Below are 24,498 nucleotides of genomic sequence, written 5' to 3'. Positions count from 1 at the left end.
GTCTCGCCGGTGGCGACCCTAGGCCATGCGCCCGAATATGCGGCGACGACCCTGCCAGCTTATTTCCAGCCCATCACGGGCCCGGTCTTCCGGCCGGCCAGCAGCGGCGGTCACAGTCCCATGTCATACTCCACGATCTCCCATGCATCCCAGGCTGACTTCGCGATCGCGCCCTGGCCGGCGGCCAAGCGCCTCATCGACCTTGTGGGCGCGGTGGTCCTGCTGGCGCTGCTCTCGCCGATCTTCCTGGTGCTGGCCATCGCCGCCTGCGCCGATGGCGGCCCGGTCTTCTTCGCCCACCGGCGCATCGGGCGCGGCGGCGCCGAGTTCGGCTGCCTGAAGTTCCGCTCCATGCGCACCGATGCCGACCGGGCCCTGCGGGACCTGCTGGCGCGCGACCCGGCCGCCCGCGCCGAATGGGAGGCGACGCGCAAGCTGAAGGCCGACCCGCGCGTGACCCGGATCGGCCGCGTGCTGCGCTCCACCTCGCTCGATGAGTTGCCGCAGCTGGTCAATGTGCTGCGCGGCGAGATGAGCCTGGTCGGCCCCCGCCCTGTGGTCCGCGACGAGCTGGAGCGGTTCTATGCCCCCCGCGGCGCGGTGCAGGATTATCTCTCGGTGCGCCCCGGCGTGACCGGCCCCTGGCAGGTCGGCGGCCGCAGCGATACCGGCTATGAGGAGCGGGTCGCGCTCGACACGGATTATGTGCGGCACTCCTCTTTTGTCCGGGACCTGCACATCCTGCTCAGCACCGTCGGCGCCGTGATCCGCCGCCAGGGCGCCTGCTGAACCGGCCAGGCTTCCCGCAGACCGCCACCCGCCTGGACTCCCCCAACGCCGGCCACAGGGCCGGCATTATCAATTCCGGCCCCTTGACCCGAACCGCCAGGGGAGACGGCCCCAGCGAGGCCTAGGCCGACCGGCCTAGGTCGGCCGCAGGCCGATGAGGCCCCGCGCCTAAGTCGTCACGCCGAATAGAGTCTGTGGCGCCAATGCGCGACATCGGTGTCATCACGAAGGCACGGAAGCAGCGCTATGCAGCACGTCACGCAGATCATCGGCGATGGTAAGGCCGGCGGTGGCACGACCGTGGTGCTCGACCTCTCCCGGCGGCTGGCGGAGCGTGGCTTCGGCGTCACCGTCGCGGGCCAGCCCGATTCCTACCTGCTCGACGAAGCCCGCCGCGCCGGCCTCGAAACGCTGGAGATCGACTTCTCCCGCCGCAGCGGCAGCCTGGACGTGGCGCGCCGGCTGAGCGCGCATCTCGAGCGGCGCCCCGACACCATCCTGCACGCGCATGGCGCCCGGGCCGGGCTGCCGGCGGCGATGCTGCCGCGCGGCGCGCGGCGGGCCCTGGCCTATACGGTCCATGGCTTCCACTACCAGCACAAGCGGGCCGGGGTCCGGCAGGCGGCGCGGTGGGCGGAGTGGTTCTGCGCCAAGCGTGCCGATGCCCGCGTCTATGTCTCGGCCAATGAGCGCGCCCTGGCGCTGCGCGACGGCATCATCGGCCAGGAGGACACCCATGAGGTGATCCATAACGGCACCGCGGCCCGGACCGTGGCGCCGGCTGCCGGCGAGGCCCGCTTCGACATCGCCTTCCTCGGCCGGCTGCATCCGCAGAAGAACCCGCTGATCCTGCCCCGGATCCTGCGCGCGATGCAGCCGCAGCGCCCGCGCCTCGCGGTGATCGGCGGCGGCGAGTGCGAGGCGGCGCTGCGCGCCAGCGTGGCGAGCGCCGGGCTGGAGGCGCAGGTCACCTTCCTCGGCGCGCAGTCGCACGACCAGGCGCTGGCCGCCCTGGCGCAGTCGCGGGTCATGCTGCTCCCGTCCCGATGGGAAGGCCTGCCCGTCTCGGTGATCGAGGCGATGCAGCTCGGCATCCCGGTCGTCGCCTCCCGCGTTCCGGGCACCGACGAGCTGGTGGTTGAGGGCAAGACCGGGCATCTGTGCGGGGTGGACGACGTGGAAGGCTATGCCCAGCGCCTGACCGCCCTGCTGGGCGACGCAGCGGCCTGCCAGCGCATGGGCGCTGCGGCGATGCGGCGCGCGGCCGAGGGTTTCTCGCTGGACCGGCAGGTGGACCGTCACGCGGCGCTCTACCGCTGGCTGGCGAAGCAGCAGCCGAAGGCCGTTCTCGACCTCGCGGCCATTCATGCCGGCGCCTGAGCCGTCTCGGAAACCCTTTTCCCTTGGGCGGGGCAGCGCTCTCGGCCGGGTCGCCGGGCGTCTCTCGATCCTGTTCACCGGCACCTTCGCCGGCTCGGGCCTGGCCTTCGCCACGCAGATCCTGCTGGCGCGCACCCTGCCGCTCGAGAGCTTCGGCAGCCTTGCCGCCCTGCTCGCGGCGGTGAATTTCCTGACCCCGGTGGCCTCGGCCGGGGTGAATTGGTTCCTGCTCCGCGCCTATGGCACCGAAGGGGCGGCGGCGCGGCGCTGGCTGCGCCCCTCGGCCGGCCTGGTGGCGCTTGCCACCACGGCGAGCGCACTGGCGCTGCTGGTCTATGCCGGCACCGGCGGCACCCTGTCCCCGGCCGAGCGGTCCCTGGTGTTGGCGGCCTGCATCCCGATCCTGCTGGGTCAGGTCGCGGTGGAACTGGCCTCGGCGCGGCTCCAGCTCGAGGAGCGCTTCACCGGCCTGACAGCCTTGCAGACGGCGACCCAGGCGGGGCGCTTCCTGATCCTGGCCGCCGCGGCGCTCGCCGCCTCCGGCGTGACGCTGGGCGGCGTCGTCCTCGGCTATGCGTTGGTCGGCGCCCTGACGGCCGGCGTCGGCGGGGTGCTGCTGGCGGGTCTCTTCACCGGGCGGGTCCGGCTGGCCGGGCATGCGCCCCCAGTGACGGGCGCCCGACCGGTGGCGGCTGGCGCGCCGTCGATCGGCCATGCCGCGGTGGAAGCGGGCCCCTATGCGCTGGTGACCATGTTCTACGTGCTCTATTTCCAGGGCATCGTCGTGGTCCTGGAATGGCTGGCCGGCGGGGCCGCAGCGGCAGCCTTCAACGTGGCCTTCCTGGTGGTCTCCGCCGCGGCGCTGATCCCGGGCGTCGTCTATACCCGCTTCCTCGTCGCCAAGCTGAACCGCTGGGCGGAGCATGACCGCGACCGGTTCCGCGATGTCTTCCAGCTCGGCGTCGCCGCCATGCTGCTGGTCGGGCTGGTGGTGATGCTCGGGATCGCGCTGCTGGCCGGGCCCGCGGTCCGGCTGGTCTTCGGGCCGGGCTATGCCGAAGCCGCCGCGGTGCTGCTGGTCCTGGCACCGGGCATCCCGATCCGCTTCGTGCAGATGGCCTACAGCTCGCTCTATGTCTCGCGGGCGGATACGGTCCGCAAGGCGCGCTATCTCGGCCTCGGCGCCCTGGCCAGCATGCTGGCCTGCCTCGCCCTGGTGCCCGCCTTCGGCGCCCTGGGCGCCGCGGCGGCGAATGTGCTGGCGGAGGCCGTGCTGCTCGGGCTGCATATGCGCGGTGCGGTCGGCATCCTCGGGCGGGATGCGGCGCGGGACGCGCTCAGGCCCTGGGTCGCGCTGCGGCGGCTGCGCCATGCGGGGTAGCGGGTTTGCCGTGGCGGGCGCCCTCCTGGCATGCGCTGCGGCACAGGCCCAGCCGGCACCGCCGCCCAACCGCCTGCTGGCGATCCTGGGTGGGGCAGGCGGGGGCGAGGCAGGCGGGCTCGGCAGCGGCTTCGGCGTGAACATCCATTTCACTGCGGGCCGCAGGCAGGACCTGGAACGGATCCGCGCCCTCGGCATGCGGGTGGTGCGCACCGACCTGCTCTGGGCCTCGGTCGAGACCCAGGCCGGGCTCTACGACTGGAGCCGCACCGACGCCCTGCTCGCGGATGCCGAGGCAGCCGGCCTGATCCCGCTGCTCATCCTCGCCTATTCCAATCCCCTCTATGTCGCGCGGGAGCCCGGGCGGCCCGACACGCCCTCCATGGCCTGGGCCGCGCCGGTCACGGGCCCGGCCCGCGACGCCTATCTGGCCTTCGTCGAGGCCGCGGTGGCGCGCTATCGCGGCCGGGCCATCTGGGAGGTCTGGAACGAGCCCGACATCAATTTCGGCCAGCCGGTGAACCGGCCGGCCTATATCGAGCTCGCCCAGCAGGCCTGCCAGCGGATCCGCGCCCTCGAACCCGCCGCCGCCGTGCTCGGCCCGGCCTCGGCGAGCCTCGGCAGCCCCTTCCTGCGCGACTTCGCCGCCGCCGACCGGGCCGGCTGCTTCGATGGCCTCAGCGTGCATCCCTACCGGGAGGAGGCGCCGGAGGGCGTCCTGGCCGATTGGGTCAGGCTGCGCGGCCTGATCGCGCGGCACCGGCCGCCCGGGCCGGATCGGGTTCCGCTCCTGCCGGTCGCGGGCGAATGGGGCTATGCCTCGGTCGGCGGCGCCGGGGCCGAGCAGCGCCAGGCGGATTACGCGCTGCGCATCCCGCTGCTGAGCCTGGTCGCCGGCATCCCGCTGACCATCCTCTATGACTGGCAGAATGACGGGCCCGATCCCGACGACCGCGAGGCGAATTTCGGGCTTGTGGACTTCCACGGCGCACCGAAGCCGGCCCATGCCGCCCTGGCCGGGTTGCAGGACGGCCTCAAGGGGCTGCGCTATCTGGGCCGGGTATCGACCCGGCGACCGGCGGATTTCGTCCTGGCCTTCGGCCGGGGAAAGCAGGCCGAGGCGCTGGTCGCCTGGACCACCTCCTCCATGCCGGCCGAGCGTGTCGCCATCGAGGAGGGGGCCTGCCTCGAACCGCCGCCCGCCGGCCCCGCCGCAGCGGATACCGGTTGCCGGCCCGAGGGCCTGGGCGGGCTGAGCGGCCGTCTGCCGCGCCTGACCGCCAGCCCGGTCGTGGTCGCGCTGCCGCTGCGTGGGCCCGATTAGGCCGAAGGGACTAGTCTGGCGGGCCGCCCCAGCGGCGGATTGCGTTTGATTCCCGGGTCTGGCCCGCTGTACTCCCCTGTCGGCAGCGGATTCCCGCTTCCGGCCCTGCTGGCGCATCCGCTCCGGGCCTAGGCCGTCAGGCCGGATCGACGCGACGCTCGCCTGGCGCCACATCCCGGCTTGCCAGTGCGTTCCCGCGGTCCCCCAGGCCGTAACCAGCAAGCGAGACGCCAGCCGATGCCGCCCGACCCGATGCCCGCCCCCGAGCACGCACCAACCGGCACGGGCAGGCCTTCGGTCCAGGCCGCGGCCCGGTACCGCCATGCCGGCCCGGGCTCCTTCCCCGGCCTCCAGCCCCGGATGGATGCTGGCCTCCCCCTGCCGCCCGATCCGCGGGCCGTGCTGGGGCAGGTGTTGCGCCTGCTCTGGCGGCAGCGCTGGGCCGTCCTGCTCGGCTTCCTGCCCGTGCTGGCGCTGGGCCTCGTGACCCTGCTGGTGCTGCCGGAACGCTACACCGCCCAGGCGACCATGATCGTCGGCGTCCGCCAACCGCAGCTGGCCACGCCCGAACAGCTGCGCGACCCGGCACGGGTCGAGCCGGATACCGACGGCGCCATCGAACTGATCCGCTCGCCGGCGACGCTGAAGGCGGTCGCCGCCCGGCTCGGGCTCGTCGGGCCAACGCCCGAGGCTGCGCCACCGCCCGGTGGGCTCACGGCGATGCGCCGGCGCATCGGCCATTGGCTCGGCCGGGAGCCGCAGGGCGAGCCGCGCGCCGCCCCCGCCGCGGACCCGGCTGATCTGGCGGCCGGCCAGTTGCGGCGGGGCCTGAAGGTCGAGCGGATCGGCCGGTCCAACCTCGTCTCGGTCGGCTTCAGCGCCGCCGATCCGGTCCAGGCGGCGGCGGTGGCGAATGCCCTCGCCAGCTTTGCCGCCACGGATGAGGGCTTCCTCGGCCATATGTCGCTGGCCGATCAGGCGCGCTACCAGATCGTCGGCCTGTCCGTCATCGCAACCGCGACGCCACCAATGGCACCCGCTTCTCCGAACGGGGTCGTCATCATCGCCGCAACGCTGGTCTGCGCCGCCGGGGCCGGCTTCACCGCGGCGCTGCTGCGGGACTACCGGCAGCAGCAGACGGTCCTGAGCACGGAGGAGCTCTCGCGCCGGGGCCTGCACGCGCTCGGCCTGGTGCCGGAATCCGGCAGCCGCAAGGGCGGCGCAACCGCGGGCGATCAGGCCTTCACCGACGCCCTGACCTCGCTCCAGGCGGCCATCTGGCCGCTGACGCGGAGGGCCGGGGCAGGCGGATCGGTGCTGCTGGTGACCTCCGCGCTGCAGGCCGAGGGCAAGACCACCACCGCTGTCGCGCTGGCCAGCAGCATCGCCGGCTCCGGTCGCCGGGTCCTGCTGATCGATGCCGATCTGCGCGCCCCCACGCTGCATCATCAGTTCAGCGCCGCACTGGCCCCGGGCCTCGCCGACCGGGTCGCCGATGGCCACGATCTCGATGCCGCCATCCGCACTGATCCGGCGACCGGCCTGGCCTTCCTGACCGCGGGCAAGGTCCGGCCGGGCGGCGCGATCGAGGTGCTGGGATCGGCACGGCTGCAGGCCGCGCTGGAGGCTTGGCGGCAGGACTATGACCTGATCCTGATCGACAGCCCGCCGGTGCTGGCGGTCGGCGATGCGCGGATCCTGGCCGGCCTGGCGGATTACGCGGTCTTCGTCGCTCGCTGGGGCCGGACCGGCTGGGCGCAGCTGATGCTCGGCCTGCGGCTGCTGGCCGATAGCGGCGTGGCCCTCGCCGGGGTCATCGTCTCGCGGGTGAATGTGCGGCGGCTCGCCGATTACGACTATGCCGATGCCCGGATCTACGGCCCGGGCTACGGCACCACCGCGGCGCGGGAATCCGGGAATGTTTGAGCACCGCTCCGCCGCATGGCCTCGCATCGGCCGGCGCCTGGCGGCCCTGCTGGCCGCGGCCTGGCTCGCGCTGCCGGTGGCGGCCGGTGCCAGCCCTGCCCTGCGCAGCGGCGACGTGATCGAGATCGCCGTCGCCGGCGTGCCCGCCCTGACCCGGCGCGCCACGGTCGGCCCCGATGGGCGCATCGCCTATCCGGTGCTGGGCATGGTGGACACCGCCGAGCTCTCGCCGCCACAGCTTCAGGCCCTGCTGCAGGAGATGCTGGCCGCACGCAATGTCGTGCAGCGGCCGGTGGTCTCGGTCGATGTGATCGAATACCGGCCGATCTCCGTCGGCGGCGACGTGGCGCGGCCCGGCGAGTATCGGTTCCAGCCGGGGATGACGGTGCGGAATGCGGTCGCGCTGGCCGGTGGCTACGACCTGTCCCGGATCGAGGGGCGCGCGACGCCCGTCCAGCTCCTCGAAGCCCGCAGCGATTACGGCGCGGCCGGCATCGAGCTGGTCCGGCAGGAAGCCCGGGCGGCCCGTCTGCGGGCGCAGCTGGCCGGTACGGAGCAGCTCGATCCCAGCCGGCTGCGGGACCTGCCGGTGGACCCCATCGTGCGCGCCGACATCCTCGGCGCCGAGGAGCAGCAGTTGCAGGCGGACCTGGCCGCCCAGCACCGCGAGCGGGCCTATCTCGAGCGGCTGGTCGAGGCGCTGCGCGAGCAGCACGCCGCCCTGGTCAATGCCGAGGCGGAAAGCGCCGTGGCGCTCAGCCGCCAGTCCCAGAGCATCAACCGGGCGCGCGAATTGCTGGACCGCTCGGTCGGGACCATGGCCCGGCTCGATGATGCCCAGCGGGGCGAGACCCAGTCGCGGGCCCAGCTCTTCGACACCCGGGCGCGGCTGGCCGAGGTCGGCCGCCAGATCGAGGAGGCGACGCAGCGCCTCGACGCCTTCGACAACCGCCGGCGTGCCGGGTTGCTGGACGGCCTGAAGGACGCGGTGGCGGAGGCCGGGAAAGCCCGCTTCCGGCTCGATTCCGCGCGCGACCGGATGGGCGCCGGCGGCGGCAGCCTGCTGCGCCAGAGCGGCGTCGCGGCCCTGGCCGTGATCCATCGCCGGGTCCGCGGCGTGCCCCAGAGGATCGAGGCCACCGCGGATACGGAGCTGCTCTCGGGCGATGCGCTGGAGATCGCCGATGCGACGCCGGACCGCCTCGCTGCGGGCCTGCCCCGCCGGACGCCGTGACACCCAGGGCCTTCATGGACGAGCCGGGCCGGGCGAGCCATGCCTATGCCTTCCTGGCGCTGCTGGTCTTCAACGCCATGCCCTTCATCGTCGGCGACCAGCCCCAGGGCGTCGAGAACCTGAACCCGGCCGAGGCGCTGAAGGCGGTCTCCACCTCCGGCGACGCCACCAAGCAGCTCATCCTGGCCGGGATCTATGGCAGCGCTATGCTGCTGCTGTTGCGCATGCCCTTCCGCCTGATCGGCTATCTGGGCGTGCCGACCCTGCTGCTGACCGGATGGTGCGCTGCCTCCGCCCTGTGGTCGGTCGATCCGGGCATTTCCATCCGGCGCGTCGTGGCGCTGCTTGGGGTCATCGCGCTCGGCAGTTATCTCGCGCTGCGCTTCGAGCTGCGGCGAATGCTCCCCCTCATGCTGGCAGTCGCGTTGCCGATCCTGCTGGGCTCCATCCTGCTCGCCGGCGCGATGCCGAGCCTCGGGCTCGATGCCGAGGGCAGGATGCGCGGGGTGTATGCCCACAAGAACCATTTCGGTGCCTTCGCAGCATTGTCCCTGCTGGTCGCCGTCGCGCTGCTGCAGGCTGGGGGCGGTTCGCGGCGCGTGCGGGCTGCGGCCTGGCTGCTTCTCCCGCTGGCGGTCGGTTGCCTGGTGGCGGCCCGCTCGACCTCGGTGCTGCCGGTGCTGTTCGCGGCGCTGACGGCGCTCGCGCTGGCACGGGCGGTGCGCTCGGCCAGCCCCGGCACCCTGGCCTGGATCCCCTTCGCCACCGGCCTCGGCCTCGTGCTCATCGGCCTGGCCGTGAGCAACTCCGGGGCAATCGCGGAGCTGCTCGGCAAGGATGCGGATGCGTCGGGGCGCACCCTGGTCTGGGAGTTCGCGCTCCGGATGATCGCCGTCAGGCCCTGGCTGGGCTACGGGTTCGAAGCCTTCTGGGCCGGCGGCAACAGCCCCGGCGCGGTGTTCTGGGCGACGACGCATCTCGGCGTGCCGCATGCGCATAACGGCTATGTGCAGCTTGCGCTCAATGCCGGGGTCATCGGCCTTGGGCTGTTCCTGCTGGTCCTGGCGGTGCAGGCGGCGAAGCTGGCTTGGCTGCTGCGCCATAGCGCTGACCGGCTGACGCCCTTCTGCGCCGGCTTCCTGGCCTTCTTCCTGGTCTACAACCTCTCCGAAAGCCTGATGTGGGTAGGCAACGAATTCCTGCCCCTGATCTTCGTCTATCTGGTCCTGCGCCTGAACATCGCCATCCGCCAGCAGGCCGAGGCAGCGGCGGCACTCCGGCCGGGGCCGCAGCTCGACTTTCCCCTCGCCCCCCTTGGAAGCAGGCCATGAGCCACGAAGCCCCCTTGGTCAGCGTTGTCGTGCCCTGCTTCAACCGCGCCCATCTCATCCCCGAACTCCTGGCGACGGTCCGTGGCCAGACACTGCCGGATTGGGAGCTGGTGATCGTCGATGACTGCTCAACCGAGGATCTCGCCGCGGCCGTGCAGGCCTGCGGCCCCGATCCACGCATCCGGCTGATCCGGCACGAGAGCAATCGCGGCGCGCCGGCCGCCCGCAATACCGGCGTCGCCGCGGCCCGGGGCCGCTTCATCGCCTTCCTCGATTCCGACGACAGCTGGCGGCCCGAGAAGCTGGCACGACAGGCCGAGGCGGTGCTGGCCGCCAGCGACCCCGACACGATCGTCTGCGTCACCCGCACCCTGGTCGTGCTGCCCGAGGGGCGACAGATCATCCGGCCCCTGGAAGGCCCGCGGCCGGGCCGCAGCTTCGGCGAATTCCTCTACAATGACGGGGGCTTCTTCCAGTCGAGCGCGATCTTCCTGGCGGCCCGGCTCGCCCGGCAGATTCGCTTCCGGGAAGATCTGGGCCAGATGGAGGAGCATCTCTTCTTCATGGAGCTCGGCGCCTCGGGCGCGGCCTATCTGCTGGTGCCGGAGCCGCTGACCATCTGGCACAATGACGAGCGGCCCGACCGCATCACCCATGCCGACGACCTGGCGAAATGGCGCCGCATCATGCGGCAATTCGAGGAACATGCCGCGCCGCTGCTGCCGCCGCATGTGCTTCTGGCCGGAGAGGCACGGTTCCTGAGCGGGCATCTGTGGAAGGCTGCGCCGCTGGAGTCGGTGGGCCTGCTGCTGCGCGCCTGGCGGCATGGTGCGCTTTCGGCGCGCCAGGTCGCCGCCCTGTTCTGCCGCAATGCCTTGCCGCGGTCGCTGTATGACTCAGCGCGGCAGCATTGGGCGAAAGGCCGGGAGACCAGCCCTGCCGGCTAGGCTGGCGATCCGCCAGGGACAGGCTTAGCCGGGCATCGCTGCACCCCATGCAAGCACCGCAAGGCCGTCTTGGGCGGATTCGCCGCCCTCGCCTGGCGTCCCGCCATCGATCCCGTGGGCCCTCGGCAAACTGCGCTACGGCGCCAGGCACGGCAGGTCCCTGCAACCCCGACAGAACCAGCAAGGGGAGCGGAGCCGGTGGCTCTTTCCCGCCAAACCTATCTTGATCCCGTACCTAGGTACGGACTCCACACTGAGTGCGAGGGAGAGCGAATGGCTGCGGGACTGACCATCGGCAGGGCTGCGCGGGAAGCGGGTGTCGGCGTTGAGACGATCCGATTCTATGAGCGGCAGCGCCTGGTGGCGCAGCCACCGAAGCCGCAAGGCACAGGCGTACGCCTGTATCCGACGGATACGGTCGAGCGCATCCGCTTCATCAAGAAGGCGCAGGAGCTCGGCTTCTCTCTGCGCGAGATCCAGGAGCTTCTGGCGCTTCGATCCGATCCGGCCGCCGGATGTGCCGATGTGCGGGACCGGGCGACGGCGAAGCTCGAGGACGTGCGCCGCAAGATTCAGCACCTTCAGAACATCAGTGGCATGCTGGAGCAGCTGATCGCGGCCTGCCTTGGGTCGGGTGGCCTGCAAGCCTGCGCGATCATGGATGCGCTGTCCCGGCACGATGCCGACGACATGGCGTGCTGTTCTGCCTCAGGTCGAGGCTCGGATGCGTCCCTGAAGGATGTGGCTTTCAGGATCGAAAATCTCCCCTGCGGGGACTGCGCCAGTGCCATCAAGGAGGTTCTGGAGAAGGAGCCAGGCGTGAAGGCCGTCTCCTTCGACAAGGGCGAGACCCGCATCCTCTACGACCTGCGGACCATCGACAAAGAGCGCTTGGCTGCGGCCATCGAAAGCTCCGGCTTCCGCATCGCGGGGCATCAGTGACCGGCAGTCGGACCCTGGCAGAAGGGGTGCTGCTTCCGATGGGTTGCAATACGCAGGGTTACGTCGATCCGCCCAAGCAATCTGCTTCGGCTGGAATACCCGCGCCGGCCGAGAAGGCTGGTGCGCCGATACAGAGGAAAGCAGAGTTGAACGAACAGCGGCCGCTGGATCGGAGCATACCACTCTGGCGCCAGATCGCGATCACCCTCCAGACGGCGATCTCAGGCGGCGTCTTCGCGCCCGGAGCCAGGCTGCCGACCGAGGCAGAGCTTTCCGCCCGGTTCGATGTCAACCGCCACACGGTGCGGCGGGCCATGGAAGACCTCGAAAACCGCGGCCTTATCCGGGTCGAGCAAGGCCGTGGCAGCTTCGTCACCGAAGATATTCTGGAATACCCCATCAGCGCCCGCACCCGCTTTCACGACAACATGCGCCGACAGAACAAGGACGTGCGCAGCCGCTTCATCCGCATCGAGGAGATGCCGGCAGAGGCCCAGATCGCCGATGACCTCAGGCTCCGCCGCGGCCGGCCAGTCATCCTCGCCGAACGGCTGAGCGAAGCCGATGGGCGCCCTGTCGCCATCGGCCGCCACTGGTTCCCGGCTGACCGCTTCCCAAGCATTGCCACGCGCTTGGCCGAGGCGGAATCGATCAGCAAGGTGCTGGCGCAATTCGACATTCCCGATTACGTCCGCCGCGGCACCCGCATCACCGCCCGCCTGCCAACCGCGCCGGAAGCCGTTCTTCTTGAGCAGCCGCGTATTCTACCCGTCCAGGTTACCCACGCGGTCAATCTCGACCTCCAGGGCAACCCCATCGAGGTGAGTATCGGCATCTATCCATCGAACCGCGTTCAGCTCGTCATCAAAAGCTGAACGCTATGACCGGGGCAGTTGCCCATCAGTCTGGGTCATAGCCGGCGGCGAAGTCGCTGGCGCACCCGAAGTTGAATATCCCCGAAGGGCCGAACGTCACGCCATCGGCTTCGGCGGCCAGCCGAGCCAGCCCTCCACATAGGCCCGCCGGGCCAGCACCAGGCCGAGCGCCGAGAGTGGCGCCGCCAGCGCCACGCCGAGCAGGCCGAACAGCGCCCCGGTCAGCACCTGCGCCACCAGCAGCAGGGCCGGGGGCAGGTCCGCGGTGCGGCTCTGCACCATCGGCGTCAGGAAATTCCCCTCCACGGTCTGGACCAGCACGATCAGGCCGAGCACCCAGAGCGGCATGGTGGCCGATTGCGTCAGGGCCAGCAGCATCGCCGGCACGGCGCCGATCAGCGGGCCGATGACGGGAATGAAGTTCAGCAGCGCCACGATGGTCGCCAGCAGGCCGGATAGCGGCACGCCGAGCAGCATCAGCCCGATCCAGGTCAGCGTCCCCGCCACCACCATGGCGAAGGCCTGGCCCATCAGCCAGCCGCGCAGCGTATGGCCGGCCTCGGCCAGCGTATCCCGCACCTGGCCATCGAGATCAGGCGAGAAGAGGTGGCGGAGGCCGCGCAGATAGCCCTCCGGCTGCACCGCCAGATACAGGGCGAGCAGGACCACCAGCACCGCATTGCCGAGCCCGCCGAGCGTCGTGCTTGCCGCCGAGGCCGCCGCCGCGGCGGCATTCTCTGCGCCTCCGCCGCCGAAGATCCGGCTTGGATCGACCTGGTGCAGCAGCCAGTCGCCCCAGCCGGTATCGGCCAGTTTGCCGCGCAGGGTTTCCAGGCTGCGGGGCAATTGCTGCCCAAGCTCCTGCGCCTGCCGGGTCAGCGGCCCCGCCGCGGCCCAGCCGGCCAGCCCGATCGCCACCACCACCAGCACGGTGACCACCAGCACCGCCGCCCAATCGGGCAGGCCGGTCTTTCGCGCCAGCGGCTCCCCGCCCGCCCGCAGCGCCAGGGCCAGCAGCACCGCGGCGAAGCCGAGCAACGGCACCTCCGGCGTCAGCCAGAACAGGGCCAGAACCAGGGCGAGAAGGATCAGGATGGAGGCTTGCGCACGGGACATGCGGCGCGAACATCCGTGCGGCGGATCGGTTCCCTGGCGTTTCGTCCGGCTTGTTCCGGCCGCAGCCCGCGGCGGCGGATGAACTCGCCCCAGACCGCGCTATCCGCCTTCCGAAATGCAGCCGCCGCATCGTCGGCACCGGTCCGCCCCCTTGCGGCCCCCGGTCATCCACCGCCAGGCGGCAGCCATCGCGCATGTCTCAGCCCTGATAAGGCGCGGGATCCGTGACATAGCCGGCGGCGAGATCGGCGGCCAGCGCCCCCGGGTCGCGCGCCGCGGCTGGCCCATGCCCGCCGCCGCCCGGCGTCGAGAGCTGCACGGTATCGCCCCGTTGCAGCACATATTGCCGCTTCGGGTCGGTCCGCTCGCCATTGATGCGCAGCTCGCCGGGGGCGCCGGGCAGGCCGCCCTCGATGCCGAAGGCGGGGAAGATGGTGCGCTCGGCGAGGAAGCTGATGGCGACCGGCGTCGGGCTGAGATTCTCGACCAGGATCTCCTGCCCCAGCCCGCCGCGATGCTGCCCCGGCCCGCCACTATCCGGCCGCAGCCGCTTGTGGTGGAAGCGCAGCGGGGCGATCTGCTCGCTGATCTCGATGCTGGTCGAGGAGACGTTGGACGGCCAGGAGAGCGTCGTCACGCCATCCCCGCGCATGTTGCCGCCCATGCCGCCATTGAAGAAGAACATGTTGGCATAGGGGCGGCCATCGGCGCGCAGGCCGGACTGGTTCATGCCCCACATCGGGCTGCCGCAGGCGGCCATGACGCGGTCCGGCACCACCTGGCCGAGGCAGCCGAAGACCAGCATCGGCAGATAATGGCCGATCAGCATGCGGGAACCGCCGGAGGCGGGGAAGACCGGGTTGACGATGCAGCCCGCCGGCGCCTCGACCTTGATCGGCCGCCAGGCGCCTTCGTTGTTGGGCAGGCCGGGATCGGTGCAGACCTTCACCCCGTACATGCACATGGCATAGGTGTAGCACATGGCGCAGTTGATCGCCCGGTCCACCTGCGGGTCGGTGCCTGTGAAGTCCATCGAGATCTCGTCGCCCGCGACGGTCAGCGCCATGCGGATGGTAATCGGCCGGTCGAGCAGCCCATCCGTCTGCAACTCGCTGCGATAGGTGCCATCCGGCAGGGCGCGGATCGCCTCCCGCATCGCCGCCTCGCAGCGGCCCTGGATCTCGCCGGCGAGGTCAGTGAGGTCCGGCAGGTCGTAGCCCCCCATCAGGGCCAGCAGCCGGTCCTCCATCAGGTCGAGCGCCACGACCTGCGCCCAGAGATCGCCGAGCGTCTGGTCCGGCGTGCGGACATTCTGCCGCAGCATGGCGACCAGCGTCTCATCCACCGCGCCGCCGCGCATCAGCTTGAGCGGCGGAATCTGCAGCCCTTCCTCGAAGACCTCGCGCGGCTCCGGGCTGCGGATCTTGCCGCCGATATCCGGCGCATGCGCGGTGCTGGCACTGAAGGCCACCAATCGCCCGTCGCAGAAGATCGGCTTCGCCACGGTGATGTCGGGCAGGTGCCCGGTGCCTAGCCAGATGTCGTTGGTGATCAGCACATCGCCGGGCGACAGCGCCTCGGGCGGGAAGAAGCGCAGGAAATGCTTCACCGTCGCCGGCAGGGTGCCGATGAAGCTCGGGATGCTCTCCGTCGCCTGCACCAGCGACCGGCCTTCGGCATCGGTGACGATGCAGGAGAAGTCGTAGCTCTCTCGCACCAGGGTCGAGAAGCTGGTGCGGACCAGCGCCGCCGCCGCCTCATCGACCAGGGAGATCAGGCGGCGCCAGAGCAGTTCCAGCTCCACCGCGTCGAAGGTCCGGCTCATGCGGTGATCTCCGCCAGGATCGATCCATCTTCCAGCACCCGCGCCACGGCGCCGGGGCCGATGACGAAGGTGCTCTCATCCTCCTCGAACACCGCCGGCCCGGGCACGCTATCCCCGGGCGAGAGGGCATAGCGGTCCCAGACCGCAGTCTCCAGCCGCGCCGCGGCCTCGGGGAAGAAGACCGCGCGGCTGCCCTTCCGCGCCTCACCACCGGCATGGCGCGGCAGGGCGAGCCGGTTGCCCGCGCCCGGCATGGGCGCCGTCAGGGAGAGGCGAAGGGTGACGAACTGGATCGCGGCGCCGGGCGGCGTGCGGGCAAACAGGGCGCGGTAGGCCGCCTCGAAGGCGGCGCGGATCGCCGCTTCCTCCAGCGCCTCCGGCAGGGCGATGGTGATCTCGCTGCCCTGGCCGGCATAGCGCATGTCGGCCAGGCGCCGGATCTCGCGCTTCTCGGCATCGGCGCCGCTGCCGGCCAGCACCGCGAGCGACTCCGCCTCGAGCGCGGCGAAGATCCGCCCGGCCTCGGCGAGGTCGGCGCCGGCGAGCGGCTGATGGAAGCTGGCGGCGCGATCGACGCGGGCCGGGGCCATCAGCATGCCGATGGTGCTGCCCGCGCCGGCGCCCGGCGGGCAGACCACGCGGCGGATGCCAAGCTTGCGGGCGACGTGCCAGGCATGCACCGGCGCGGCGCCGCCGGTCGCCAGCAGGGCATATTCGGCCGGGATGCGGCCACGCTCGGCGATCGCCACGCGGGCGGCGCCGGCCATATTCTCGTTCACCACGTCATGCACGCCGAAGGCCGCCCGTTCCTCCGCCACGCCGAGCGCGCCGGCGAGGCCGCCGAGCGCCGCCGCCGCCGCCCCGGCATCAATCCGCATGGCGCCGCCGAGGAAGAAATCGGCATTGAGGTAGCCGAGGGCGAGATCGGCATCGGTCACGGTCGGTGCCGTGCCGCCGCGGCCGTAGCAGGCGGGGCCGGGCTGGGCGCCGCTGCTTTCCGGCCCGACATTCAGCGTGCCGAGCCCGCTGCGCCGGGCGATGCTGCCGCCGCCGGCGCCGATCTCGATCAGCTCCACCGTGGCGATCTGTATCGGCAGGCCGGAGCCGCGCAGGAAACGCCGCTCCCGCGCCGCCTCGAAGCCCCAGGCCACCAGCGGCTCCCCGCCATCGACCAGGGCGAGCTTCGCGGTGGTGCCGCCCATATCGAAGGCCAGCACCCGGTCGAGCCCGGCCTTACGGCCGAACCAGGCGCCGGCCAGGGCCCCGGCGGCGGGGCCGCTTTCCAGCAGCTGCACCGGCGCCCGCCGGGCCTCCGCCACATGGGTCAGGCCGCCATTCGACAGCATGAGGAAGAGCCCGCCCGGGATGCCGGCCGTCTTCAGTTCCGCCTCCAGCCGGGCGAGATAGGTCTCGGCCAGCGGCCGGACATAGGCATTGGCGACGGTGGTGCTGGCGCGCGGGTATTCGCGGATCTCGGGCGCGATGTCGGAGGAGAGGGAGAGCGAGAGATGCGGGAAGCGCGCCGCCACCGCTTCCGCGACCTGCCGCTCATGCACCGGATTGGCATGGGCATGCAGGAAGCAGATGGCGAGGCTTTCGATGCCCTGCTCGACCAGCGAGGCCACCTCCCGCAGCGCCGCGTCGAGGTCGAGCGGGCGTTCGATGCTGCCATCCGGCGCCAGGCGTTCCGGGGCGCCGCGGCGCCAGGGGCGGGGCACCAGCGCCTTCGGCATCTCGATGAAAATGTCGTAGAGCTCGTATTTCCGCTCCCTCCCGATCTCCAGCACATCCTCGAAGCCGGCGGTGGTCAGCAGCCCGGTCGGCGCGCCCTTCCGCTCGATCAGCGCATTGGTGAAGAGCGTCGTCGCATGCACGACGCGGCCTATCTCCTCCGGCCGGGCGCCGGCCTTGGCCAGCACGGCGCGGGTGCCGGCCAGCGCCCCGCGGGCAGGGTCGTCCGGCGTCGTGCTCTCCTTCCAGATGGTGGCCCGGCCGCTGCCGGCATCGAGCAGGACGAGGTCGGTGAAGGTGCCGCCGATATCGATACCAAGGGAGAGCAAGGGCAGATGTCCCGGTCAGTCCGCCCGGATGTTGCCCGCGGCGACCACCCTTGACCAGCGGGCACGGTCGGCGGCGATGCGGGCGGCGAAGGCGGCGGCCGGCTCCGGCAGCGGGTCGAGCCCCCGCGCTGCCAGCACCGCGCGGGTCTGCGGATCGGTCATCGCCCCGATGAAGAGCCGCCCCAGCGCCTCCGTCACCGGCGTCGGCAGCCCGGCGGGGCCTGCGAGGCCGAACCAGTTGTTCATGTCGAGCGCCGGGTAGTCCCGCGTCAGCAGCGGCATCTCCGGTGCCAGCGGCGAAGGGTGGGCGGCGGCGAGGCCGAGCGCCTGGACCTTGCCGCCGCGGATCATCTCCGCCACCTCGGCGATATTGGCAAACAGGAGGTCCACCCGCCCGGCCGCCACGTCGAGCGCGGCCGGCGCGCCGCCGCGATAGGCCACATGGGTCAGGCGCAGCCCGGCCTCGGTGGCGAAATGTTCGGCGGCGAGCTGGTTGGTGCTGCCATTGCCGGTCGAGGCATAGGTGACCTCGCCCGGCCTTGCCCGTGCCCAGGCGACCAGCCCCGCGACATCCCGCCAGGGGGCGTCGGGCCGGCTGATCAGCGCCATCGGCGTGCCGGTCAGGTTGCAGACCAGCGAAAGCTCCCGGTCCACATCGAAGGGAATGCCGCTGCCCGGCACCACCGGCGCGACGCCGAGCATGCCCATGATGACGATGCCGAGGATCAGCCCATCCGCCGGGGCACGCGCCACCGCCTGGGCGGCGATGAAGCCGAGCGCGCCGGAGCGGTTCTCGACGACGAGGGTCTGGCCGGTGCGGCGCTGCACCGCTTCCTGCGCGATGCGGGCGGTGATGTCGGCGGTGCCGCCAGGCGCGAAGCCGACCAGGATGCGGATCGGCCCCGCCGGCACCCAATCGGCCCGCGCCGCGGCGGGGAGAAGCGCGGGCGCGGCCAGCAGCGCCCGCCGGGTGATCCTGCCCTGCACCGCCATGCCCCCATCCTCCGCCCGCGAGCGGGGACTATGGCGCGCGGCCGTGGCGCCCGGCCAGACGGTTCAGCGCCAGTGGCCGGGAATCCAAGTGCCCCAGCGGTCGTAATGCGGCGGCACCCAAGAGGGCGGGCGCACCATCACGGGCGGCGGCGGCGCATAGGCGACCGGCGGCGCGACCACCACCGGCGGCGGCACCACCGCGACCGCGGGTGGCCCATACCAGCCCCAGCCGCCATGCCGCGCCCACCAGGCCTGGGCCGGGCTCGGCGCCAGCAGCATCGCCCCGAGCCCGGCAGCCAGCGCCGTGGCGAAGAGGGTCCGTGTCTTCAGCATCCGCATGACGATCCCCTTTGTGCGCTGGGGGTTTTCCGATCCTCATCATGGCGGAGGGCGGCTGTCGCCGGGATTGCCGATGGGCGAAGGCGTATTGAACCGGCCGATCCGTCGCGCGGCAGCTTGGGGCTTTACCGCCTGGCAAGCGGTGCTGCCCTAGCCTGGGGCGGCGATGCGAATCACCACCTCCCTTGTCTCCAGCCTGTTCGGCGGCGCGGATGCCGGCGCGGCCGTGGGCGGCGACGCGGCCTCGGCGCTGGCCGCGCTGAAGGCGGCCGAGGCCAAGGGGGCGACCGAAAAGGGCGTCGCGCAGGAGCGCCGCGACCCGGTCACCATCACGGCGCTGAAGCAATTCCAGACCGCGCTGGCCAAGGCCAAGGATGTGAAGACCGCCCTGCAGGACCCCCGCGTGCTGGCGGTGCTGCTGCCGGCGCTCGGCCTGGCGGACCAGGCGCAATATCCCGGCCTGGTCCAGAAGGCGCTGCTGGCGGACCCGAATGACAGCAAGGGGTTGCTCGCCAGCCTCGATCCCCGCTTCGCCGCCGCCGCCAAGACCCTCAACCTGAAGACCAAGGGCCTCGCCGGGTTGCAGGACGCGACCGTGCAGAAGAAGCTCACCGACGGCTATGTGGAATACCAGTATCGCACCGGGCTGGATGCGCAGAATGTCGGCATCTCGGACGCGCTCTATTTCCTCCAGCACGCCAAGGGTGAGACCAATGTCTACAACATCCTTGGCAATTCCGTGCTGCGCCGGGTCGTCACCGGCGCGCTCGGCCTGCCGGACTCCATGGTGGTGCAGCCGATCGAGACCCAGGCGCGGGCCATCACCTCCCGCCTCAAGCTGGCGGACCTCAAGGATGCCGGGAAGCTGCAGAAGCTGGCCGAGCGCTATGTGATCGCCGCCGCCGGCTCCTCGGGCAGCGGGACATCGAGCCCCTTGCTCTCCCTTCTGGCCTGATCTACCCCTCGTGGTGGGCTACGCCCCCCCACCGGGGCGCATTCGCTTCTGGAAGGGAGCCGCATCATGGCGATCGCCACCCCACCGGCCACACGGCCGGCCAATCCCTGTTTTTCCTCCGGTCCCTGCGCCAAGCGTCCCGGCTGGACGCTGGAAGCGCTGTCGGGCGCCTTCCTCGGCCGCAGCCACCGTGCGGCCGGGCCGAAGGCTCGCCTCGCCGAGGTGATTACCCGCAGCAAGGCCATCCTCGGCATGCCGGAGGGCTGGCGCCTCGGCATCGTCCCCGCCTCCGATACCGGCGCGGTCGAGATGGCGCTCTGGTCGCTGCTCGGCGCCCGCGGCGTCGATGTGCTGGCCTGGGAGAGCTTCTCCAAGGATTGGGGCACCGATGTCGTGAAGCAGCTCAAGCTGCCGGATGCCCGTGTCATCGCCGCGCCCTATGGAAAGCTGCCCGAGCTGGGGCAGGTGGATTTCGCCCGTGATGTCGTCTTCGTCTGGAACGGCACCACCAGCGGCGTGCGGCTGGCCGATGGCGCCTGGATTCCGGCGGAGCGAGAGGGGCTGACGATCTGCGACGCCACCAGCGCCGCCTTCGCCATGGATCTGCCCTGGGACAAGCTCGATGTCGTCACCTGGTCCTGGCAGAAGGTCCTGGGCGGCGAGGCCGCGCATGGCATGCTGGCGCTGAGCCCCCGCGCCGTCGAACGCCTCGAATCCTACAAGCCCGCCTGGCCCATGCCGAAGATTTTCCGCATGACCAAGGACGGCAAGCTGAACGAGGGCATCTTCAAGGGCGAGACCATCAACACGCCCTCCATGCTCGCGGTCGAGGACGCGCTGGACGGCCTGCGCTGGGCTGAATCCATCGGTGGCCTGCCGGCGCTGGTCGCCCGGTCCGAGGCCAATCTCGCCGCCATCGCCGGCTGGGTCGCGCGCACCCCTTGGGCGGATTTCCTGGCGGAGGAGCCGGCGACGCGCTCCTGCACCTCCATCTGCCTGAAGATCGTGGCGCCCTGGTTCACCGCGCTCGGCGCCGAGGCGCAGACCGCGGCGGCGAAGCGGCTGGCGACGCTGCTGGAGAAGGAGGGCGTCGCCCTCGATGCCGGCGCCTATCGCGATGCCCCCCCGGGGCTGCGCATCTGGGGCGGCGCCACGGTCGAGACCGCGGATATCGAGGCGTTGCTGCCCTGGCTCGACTGGGCCTTTGCGCAGGTCGAGGCCGATCAGCAGAAGGCGGCCGCCTGATGCCCAAGGTCCTCATCTCCGACAAACTCTCGCCTGCCTCGGTCGAGATCTTCCGCCGGCGCGGGATCGAAGTGGAGTTCCGCCCCGGCCTCTCGCCCGCCGAACTCCGCGCCATCATCGCGCCCTATGACGGCCTCGCCGTCCGCAGCGCAACCAAGGTGACGCGGGAGCTGCTCGATGCGGCGCCAAACCTGAAAGTGGTCGGCCGCGCCGGCATCGGCGTCGACAATGTCGACGTCACCAGCGCCACCGCCCGCGGCGTCGTGGTGATGAACACGCCCTATGGCAATGCCATCACCACCGCCGAGCATGCGATTGCGATGATGTTCGCCCTTGCCCGGCAGATTCCGGAGGCCAGCACCTCCACCAAGGCGGGCAAGTGGGAGAAGAACCGCTTCATGGGCGTCGAGCTGTTCGGCAAGACGCTCGGCCTGATCGGCTGCGGCAATATCGGCTCCATCGTCGCCGACCGCGCCGTCGGGCTGAAGATGAAGGTCGTCGCCTTCGACCCCTTCCTCTCCGAGAAGCGGGCCGTCGAGCTGGGCGTCGAGAAGGTCGAGCTGAACGAGCTGCTGGAACGCGCCGACATTGTCACGCTGCACACGCCACTGACCGAGCAGACGCGCAACATCCTCAGCCGCCAGAATATCGCGAAGCTCAAGAAGGGAGTCCGCATCATCAACTGCGCCCGCGGCGGGCTGGTGGATGAACAGGCGCTCTACGACGCGTTGAAATCCGGCCATGTCGCCGGCGCCGCCCTCGATGTCTTCGAGACGGAGCCGGCGACCGAAAGCCCGCTCTTCGCCCTCGAGAACGTCGTTTGCACCCCGCATCTCGGCGCCGCCACCGCCGAGGCGCAGGAGAATGTCGCCCTGCAGGTCGCAGACCAGATGGCCGACTACCTGCTGACCGGCGCCGTCTCCAACGCCATCAACATGCCGAGCGTGACGGCGGAGGAAGCCCCCCGCCTCAAGCCCTATATGGAACTGGCGCGACTGCTCGGCGCCATGGGCGGGCAGCTGACGGCGGCACAGGATGATGCCATTCGCTCCATCCGCGTCGAGTATGAGGGCCATGTCGCCGAGCTCAACCGCCGACCCCTGACGGCGGCGGCGCTGGCCGGCGTGCTGACCCCGCTGATGGGCGCGGTCAACATGGTGAACGCGCCGGTGGTGGCGAAGGAGCGCGGCATCGAGGTCGCCGAGACCGTCCATGAGCGCCGCGGCGACTACGCCACACTGCTCCGCGTCACGGTGGTGACGGAAGGCCGCACCCGCAGCGTCGCCGGCACACTGGTCGGCGATGCGAAGCCGCGCCTGGTCGAGATCAAGGGCATCCCGGTCGAGGCGGATTTCGCGCCCGACATGCTCTACGTTACCAACCAGGACAAGCCCGGCTTCATCGGCCGCTTCGGCATGGCGCTGGCCAATGCCGGCATCAACATCGCCACCTTCCACCTGGGCCGCGCGGCCCAGGGCGGCGATGCCATCTGCCTCGTCTCGCTGGACGGGCCGATCCCGGAGCCGGTGCTGGCCGAGGTGCGCGGCCTGCCCCTCGTCGTGCAGGCCAGCCCGCTGCGCTTCTGAGACAGGGGAGGGGGCTCCGCCCCCTCTTCCGCCTTACTTCCCCTGGAATCGCGGCGGGCGCTTCTCCATGAAGGCCCTGAGCGCTTCCTGGTGGTCCGCGGTCTCGCGGGTCCGCATCATGCCGATCGCCTCGGCATCCAGCGCCTCGGCGAGCGTGCCTTCCTCGGCCACCTTCATGTTGCGCTTCATGTAGCGCCAGGCGACGCGCGGCCCCTGGCCGAGCTGCCGCGCCAGCGCCTCGGTCTCGGCCCGAAGCTGCTCGTCCGGGACCAGCCGGTTCACCAGGCCCAGCCGCTCCATCTGCGTGGAATCCAGCTTGGCGCTGGTGAAATACAGCTCTCGCGCCTTGGCCGGCCCGACCAGCTTGGCCAGGAAATAGTGCCCGCCGAAATCGCCGGAGAAGCCCATATTGGCGAAGGCGGTCGTCATCCGCGCGCTCGTCCCGGCGACGCGCATGTCGCAAGCCAGCGCCAGCGACATCCCCGCGCCCGCAGCGACGCCGTTGACCATGGCGATGGTGGGCTTCGGCATCTCATGCAGCAGCCGCGAGCACTCCATCCGGCTCCGCAGCTCATCCGCCCCGGCCTCGGGCGTCGCCGGCGGCGGCTTCGCCCCCGTCGCCCGCGCCTTCATGTCGCCGCCCGCCGAGAAGCCGCGCCCCGCCCCGGTCAGCACCACGCAGCCGATCTCGGGGTCCGTCGCCGCCTCGGTCAGCGCGGTGAGGAGGTCCCACATCATGTTGCCGCCGAGGGCGTTCAGCACCTCCGGCCGGTTCATGGTGAGCCACAGCACGCCCTCGGCGCGCTCCTGCAACAGCTCCATCCGGCGTTCCTCCCGCTCTGGTATGATGAAGCCTAAGTGGTATCGTCGAGGGGTCCAAGAGGGGAGGAACCCGCCATGAAGGCCGCCGTCCTGCACGAGGTGAACCAGCCGCTCACCATCGAGGAGGTCACGCTGCAGAAGCCCAAGGCGCGCGAGGTGCTGGTCCGCACCGCCTATGCCGGGCTCTGCCACTCCGACCTGCATTTCATGGAGGGCCTCTACCCCCACCCCCTGCCGACCGTCCCCGGCCACGAAGTCGCCGGCGTGGTGGAGGCCGTCGGCTCCGACGTCACCTACCTGAAGCCCGGCGACCACGTCATCGGCTGCCTCTCGGTCTTCTGCGGCGCCTGCTCGCAATGCACCACTGGCCATACGGTGCTCTGCGAGAATACTGAGGTGAAGATGGTCCCCGGCCAGTCCCGCCGCCTGTCCTGGAAGGGCGGCGAGGTGATGAACCAGTTCCTCAACCTCAGCGCCTTCGCCGAGCAGATGGTCGTCCACGAGAATGCGCTCGTGAAGATCGACCCGGACATCCCGCTCGACCGAGCGACGCTGGTCGGCTGCGGCGTCATCACCGGCGTCGGCGCGGTTTTCAACACGGCGAAGATCGAAGCGGGCTCGACGGTCGCCGTCATCGGCTGCGGCGGCGTGGGGCTGTCGGCGGTGAACGGTGCGGCGCTGGCCGGTGCCTCGCGCATCGTCGCCATCGACCGGCTGCAGTCGAAGCTCGACCTGGCGCGCATCATGGGCGCGACGGACACCATCCTGGTCGGCAATGACGACCCGGTGCAGCAGGTGCGGGAGCTGACCGGTGGCGGCGTGCATTACAGCTTCGAGGCGCTGGGCCTAAAGGCAACCGCCGAGCAGAGCTTCGCCATGCTCCGCCCCGGCGGCACGGCGACCATCATCGGCATGGTGCCCTTCGGCGTGAAGATCGAGCTGCACGGCTTCGACTTCCTGCGCGAGCGGAAGATTCAGGGCTCCTCGATGGGCTCCAACCATTTCCGGGTGGACATGCCGCGGCTGCTGAAGCTCTGGCAGCAGGGCCGGCTGCACCTGGATCACCTGATCACCGGCACGCTGAAGCTGGACGAAATCAATACCGGCTTCGCCCGGCTGAAATCCGGGGAAGCGGTGCGTCAGCTCATCGCCTTTTCCTGAAGCGCCTCAGTTGTCGTTGCTGGCGCCGGGGTCCGGCGCCAGGGCGGGCAGGAACAGGCTGGCCCGCAGCATCCGCCGGCTGGTCAGCAGCCGGCGCGGCGCGATGAAGAGGCCGAGATCGACCCGTTCGGCCTCGGTCAGCCGGGCCATGCGCAGCAAGGCCCCGGCCGTCGTCGGCCGCGACCGCATCGCCATCGACTGAACCTCGTTGAAGGTCATGCGTCACCCTGTCCTGAACCGTACTGCCGAGAGAATGAACCGCCGCTG

The 24,498-nt window shown here is 71.0% G+C and carries 22 protein-coding genes; 15 read left to right on the top strand and 7 right to left on the bottom strand.

Features of this window, described 5'->3' with window-relative positions:
* The first annotated feature begins 120 nt into the window (after window positions 1–120).
* From JMJ55_RS15165 to phnF, 10 genes are all read left to right on the top strand, one after another.
* Window positions 121–789 (top strand): sugar transferase, encoded by a 669-nt coding sequence (locus JMJ55_RS15165; protein ID WP_202826391.1) that lies wholly within the window; start codon window positions 121–123, stop codon window positions 787–789.
* Window positions 790–1,035: 246 nt separating this feature from the next.
* Window positions 1,036–2,169 carry a glycosyltransferase family 4 protein gene (locus JMJ55_RS15160; protein ID WP_202826390.1) on the top strand — a complete coding sequence of 378 codons (1,134 nt, stop codon included), beginning with the start codon at window positions 1,036–1,038 and terminating at the stop codon, window positions 2,167–2,169.
* Window positions 2,156–3,550 (top strand): oligosaccharide flippase family protein, encoded by a 1,395-nt coding sequence (locus tag JMJ55_RS15155; RefSeq protein WP_202826389.1) that lies wholly within the window; start codon window positions 2,156–2,158, stop codon window positions 3,548–3,550. The genes JMJ55_RS15160 and JMJ55_RS15155 overlap by 14 nt, the downstream gene beginning before the upstream one ends.
* Window positions 3,551–3,560: 10 nt before the next feature.
* Window positions 3,561–4,874: a glycoside hydrolase 5 family protein gene (locus JMJ55_RS15150; RefSeq protein WP_202826388.1), complete on the top strand. Its 1,314-nt coding sequence runs from the start codon at window positions 3,561–3,563 to the stop codon at window positions 4,872–4,874.
* 237 nt (window positions 4,875–5,111) lie between these two features.
* Window positions 5,112–6,800: a tyrosine-protein kinase domain-containing protein gene (locus JMJ55_RS15145; protein WP_202826387.1), complete on the top strand. Its 1,689-nt coding sequence runs from the start codon at window positions 5,112–5,114 to the stop codon at window positions 6,798–6,800.
* Window positions 6,793–8,034 carry a polysaccharide biosynthesis/export family protein gene (locus JMJ55_RS15140; RefSeq protein WP_202826386.1) on the top strand — a complete coding sequence of 414 codons (1,242 nt, stop codon included), beginning with the start codon at window positions 6,793–6,795 and terminating at the stop codon, window positions 8,032–8,034. Before JMJ55_RS15145 ends, JMJ55_RS15140 begins: the two co-directional genes overlap by 8 nt.
* Window positions 8,031–9,365, top strand: coding sequence for an O-antigen ligase family protein (locus tag JMJ55_RS15135; RefSeq protein ID WP_202826385.1), 1,335 nt, complete (start codon window positions 8,031–8,033; stop codon window positions 9,363–9,365). The genes JMJ55_RS15140 and JMJ55_RS15135 overlap by 4 nt, the downstream gene beginning before the upstream one ends.
* Window positions 9,362–10,312: a glycosyltransferase family 2 protein gene (locus tag JMJ55_RS15130; RefSeq protein WP_202826384.1), complete on the top strand. Its 951-nt coding sequence runs from the start codon at window positions 9,362–9,364 to the stop codon at window positions 10,310–10,312. Before JMJ55_RS15135 ends, JMJ55_RS15130 begins: the two co-directional genes overlap by 4 nt.
* Window positions 10,313–10,585: 273 nt before the next feature.
* Entirely contained in the window at window positions 10,586–11,254 is a 669-nt protein-coding gene (locus JMJ55_RS15125) for a MerR family DNA-binding protein (protein WP_202826383.1), read from the top strand.
* Between the two features lie 146 nt (window positions 11,255–11,400).
* Complete coding sequence (gene phnF / locus JMJ55_RS15120; RefSeq protein ID WP_236033721.1) at window positions 11,401–12,129, top strand: phosphonate metabolism transcriptional regulator PhnF; 729 nt, start codon at window positions 11,401–11,403, stop codon at window positions 12,127–12,129.
* Window positions 12,130–12,225: 96 nt separating this feature from the next.
* On the opposite strand, the gene JMJ55_RS15115 is transcribed toward phnF, so the two are convergent.
* The 5 genes from JMJ55_RS15115 to JMJ55_RS15095 all read right to left on the bottom strand — a co-directional run bounded on the left by JMJ55_RS15115 (window position 12,226) and on the right by JMJ55_RS15095 (window position 18,456).
* Window positions 12,226–13,245, bottom strand: a complete 1,020-nt coding sequence (locus tag JMJ55_RS15115; protein ID WP_202826382.1) for an AI-2E family transporter — start codon at window positions 13,243–13,245, stop codon at window positions 12,226–12,228.
* Between the two features lie 199 nt (window positions 13,246–13,444).
* Window positions 13,445–15,070, bottom strand: a complete 1,626-nt coding sequence (locus tag JMJ55_RS15110) for a hydantoinase B/oxoprolinase family protein (RefSeq protein ID WP_202826381.1) — start codon at window positions 15,068–15,070, stop codon at window positions 13,445–13,447.
* Window positions 15,067–17,130: a hydantoinase/oxoprolinase family protein gene (locus JMJ55_RS15105; protein ID WP_202826380.1), complete on the bottom strand. Its 2,064-nt coding sequence runs from the start codon at window positions 17,128–17,130 to the stop codon at window positions 15,067–15,069. Before JMJ55_RS15105 ends, JMJ55_RS15110 begins: the two co-directional genes overlap by 4 nt.
* 15 nt (window positions 17,131–17,145) lie before the next feature.
* The gene (locus JMJ55_RS15100; RefSeq protein WP_202826379.1) at window positions 17,146–18,123 is read right to left on the bottom strand and encodes a Bug family tripartite tricarboxylate transporter substrate binding protein; all 978 of its coding nucleotides are present in this window, start codon (window positions 18,121–18,123) and stop codon (window positions 17,146–17,148) included.
* 63 nt (window positions 18,124–18,186) lie between these two features.
* A complete protein-coding gene (locus JMJ55_RS15095) occupies window positions 18,187–18,456 on the bottom strand; it encodes a hypothetical protein (protein WP_202826378.1) in 270 nt (89 codons plus the stop codon).
* A gap of 4 nt (window positions 18,457–18,460) precedes the next feature.
* On the opposite strand from JMJ55_RS15095, the gene JMJ55_RS15090 reads away from it, so the two are divergent.
* The 4 genes from JMJ55_RS15090 (at window position 18,461) to serA (ending at window position 22,248) form a co-directional block, all read left to right on the top strand.
* Window positions 18,461–18,616: a hypothetical protein gene (locus JMJ55_RS15090; protein WP_202826377.1), complete on the top strand. Its 156-nt coding sequence runs from the start codon at window positions 18,461–18,463 to the stop codon at window positions 18,614–18,616.
* Window positions 18,617–18,628: 12 nt separating this feature from the next.
* Window positions 18,629–19,417, top strand: a complete 789-nt coding sequence (locus tag JMJ55_RS15085) for a DUF1217 domain-containing protein (RefSeq protein ID WP_202826376.1) — start codon at window positions 18,629–18,631, stop codon at window positions 19,415–19,417.
* A gap of 66 nt (window positions 19,418–19,483) precedes the next feature.
* The gene (locus JMJ55_RS15080; protein ID WP_202826375.1) at window positions 19,484–20,662 is read left to right on the top strand and encodes a phosphoserine transaminase; all 1,179 of its coding nucleotides are present in this window, start codon (window positions 19,484–19,486) and stop codon (window positions 20,660–20,662) included.
* On the top strand, window positions 20,662–22,248 hold the full coding sequence (serA, locus tag JMJ55_RS15075) for a phosphoglycerate dehydrogenase (protein WP_202826374.1): 1,587 nt from the start codon (window positions 20,662–20,664) through the stop codon (window positions 22,246–22,248). Before JMJ55_RS15080 ends, serA begins: the two co-directional genes overlap by 1 nt.
* Window positions 22,249–22,281: 33 nt before the next feature.
* Here serA and JMJ55_RS15070 read toward each other — a convergent pair whose 3' ends face one another.
* Entirely contained in the window at window positions 22,282–23,070 is a 789-nt protein-coding gene (locus tag JMJ55_RS15070; protein WP_202826373.1) for an enoyl-CoA hydratase, read from the bottom strand.
* 75 nt (window positions 23,071–23,145) lie between these two features.
* On the opposite strand from JMJ55_RS15070, the gene JMJ55_RS15065 reads away from it, so the two are divergent.
* Window positions 23,146–24,231 carry a Zn-dependent alcohol dehydrogenase gene (locus tag JMJ55_RS15065; protein WP_202826372.1) on the top strand — a complete coding sequence of 362 codons (1,086 nt, stop codon included), beginning with the start codon at window positions 23,146–23,148 and terminating at the stop codon, window positions 24,229–24,231.
* A 6-nt stretch (window positions 24,232–24,237) separates the two neighbouring features.
* Here the strand turns inward: JMJ55_RS15065 and JMJ55_RS15060 are convergent, their stop codons facing one another.
* Window positions 24,238–24,450, bottom strand: coding sequence for a hypothetical protein (locus tag JMJ55_RS15060; RefSeq protein ID WP_202826371.1), 213 nt, complete (start codon window positions 24,448–24,450; stop codon window positions 24,238–24,240).
* Window positions 24,451–24,498 lie beyond the last annotated feature (48 nt).

The sequence above is a fragment of the Belnapia mucosa genome (genome assembly GCF_016775475.1).
Taxonomy (GTDB): domain Bacteria; phylum Pseudomonadota; class Alphaproteobacteria; order Acetobacterales; family Acetobacteraceae; genus Belnapia; species Belnapia mucosa.
Note: the sequence above shows the minus strand (reverse complement) of the source record. Positions and strands in the feature narration are given on the sequence as shown.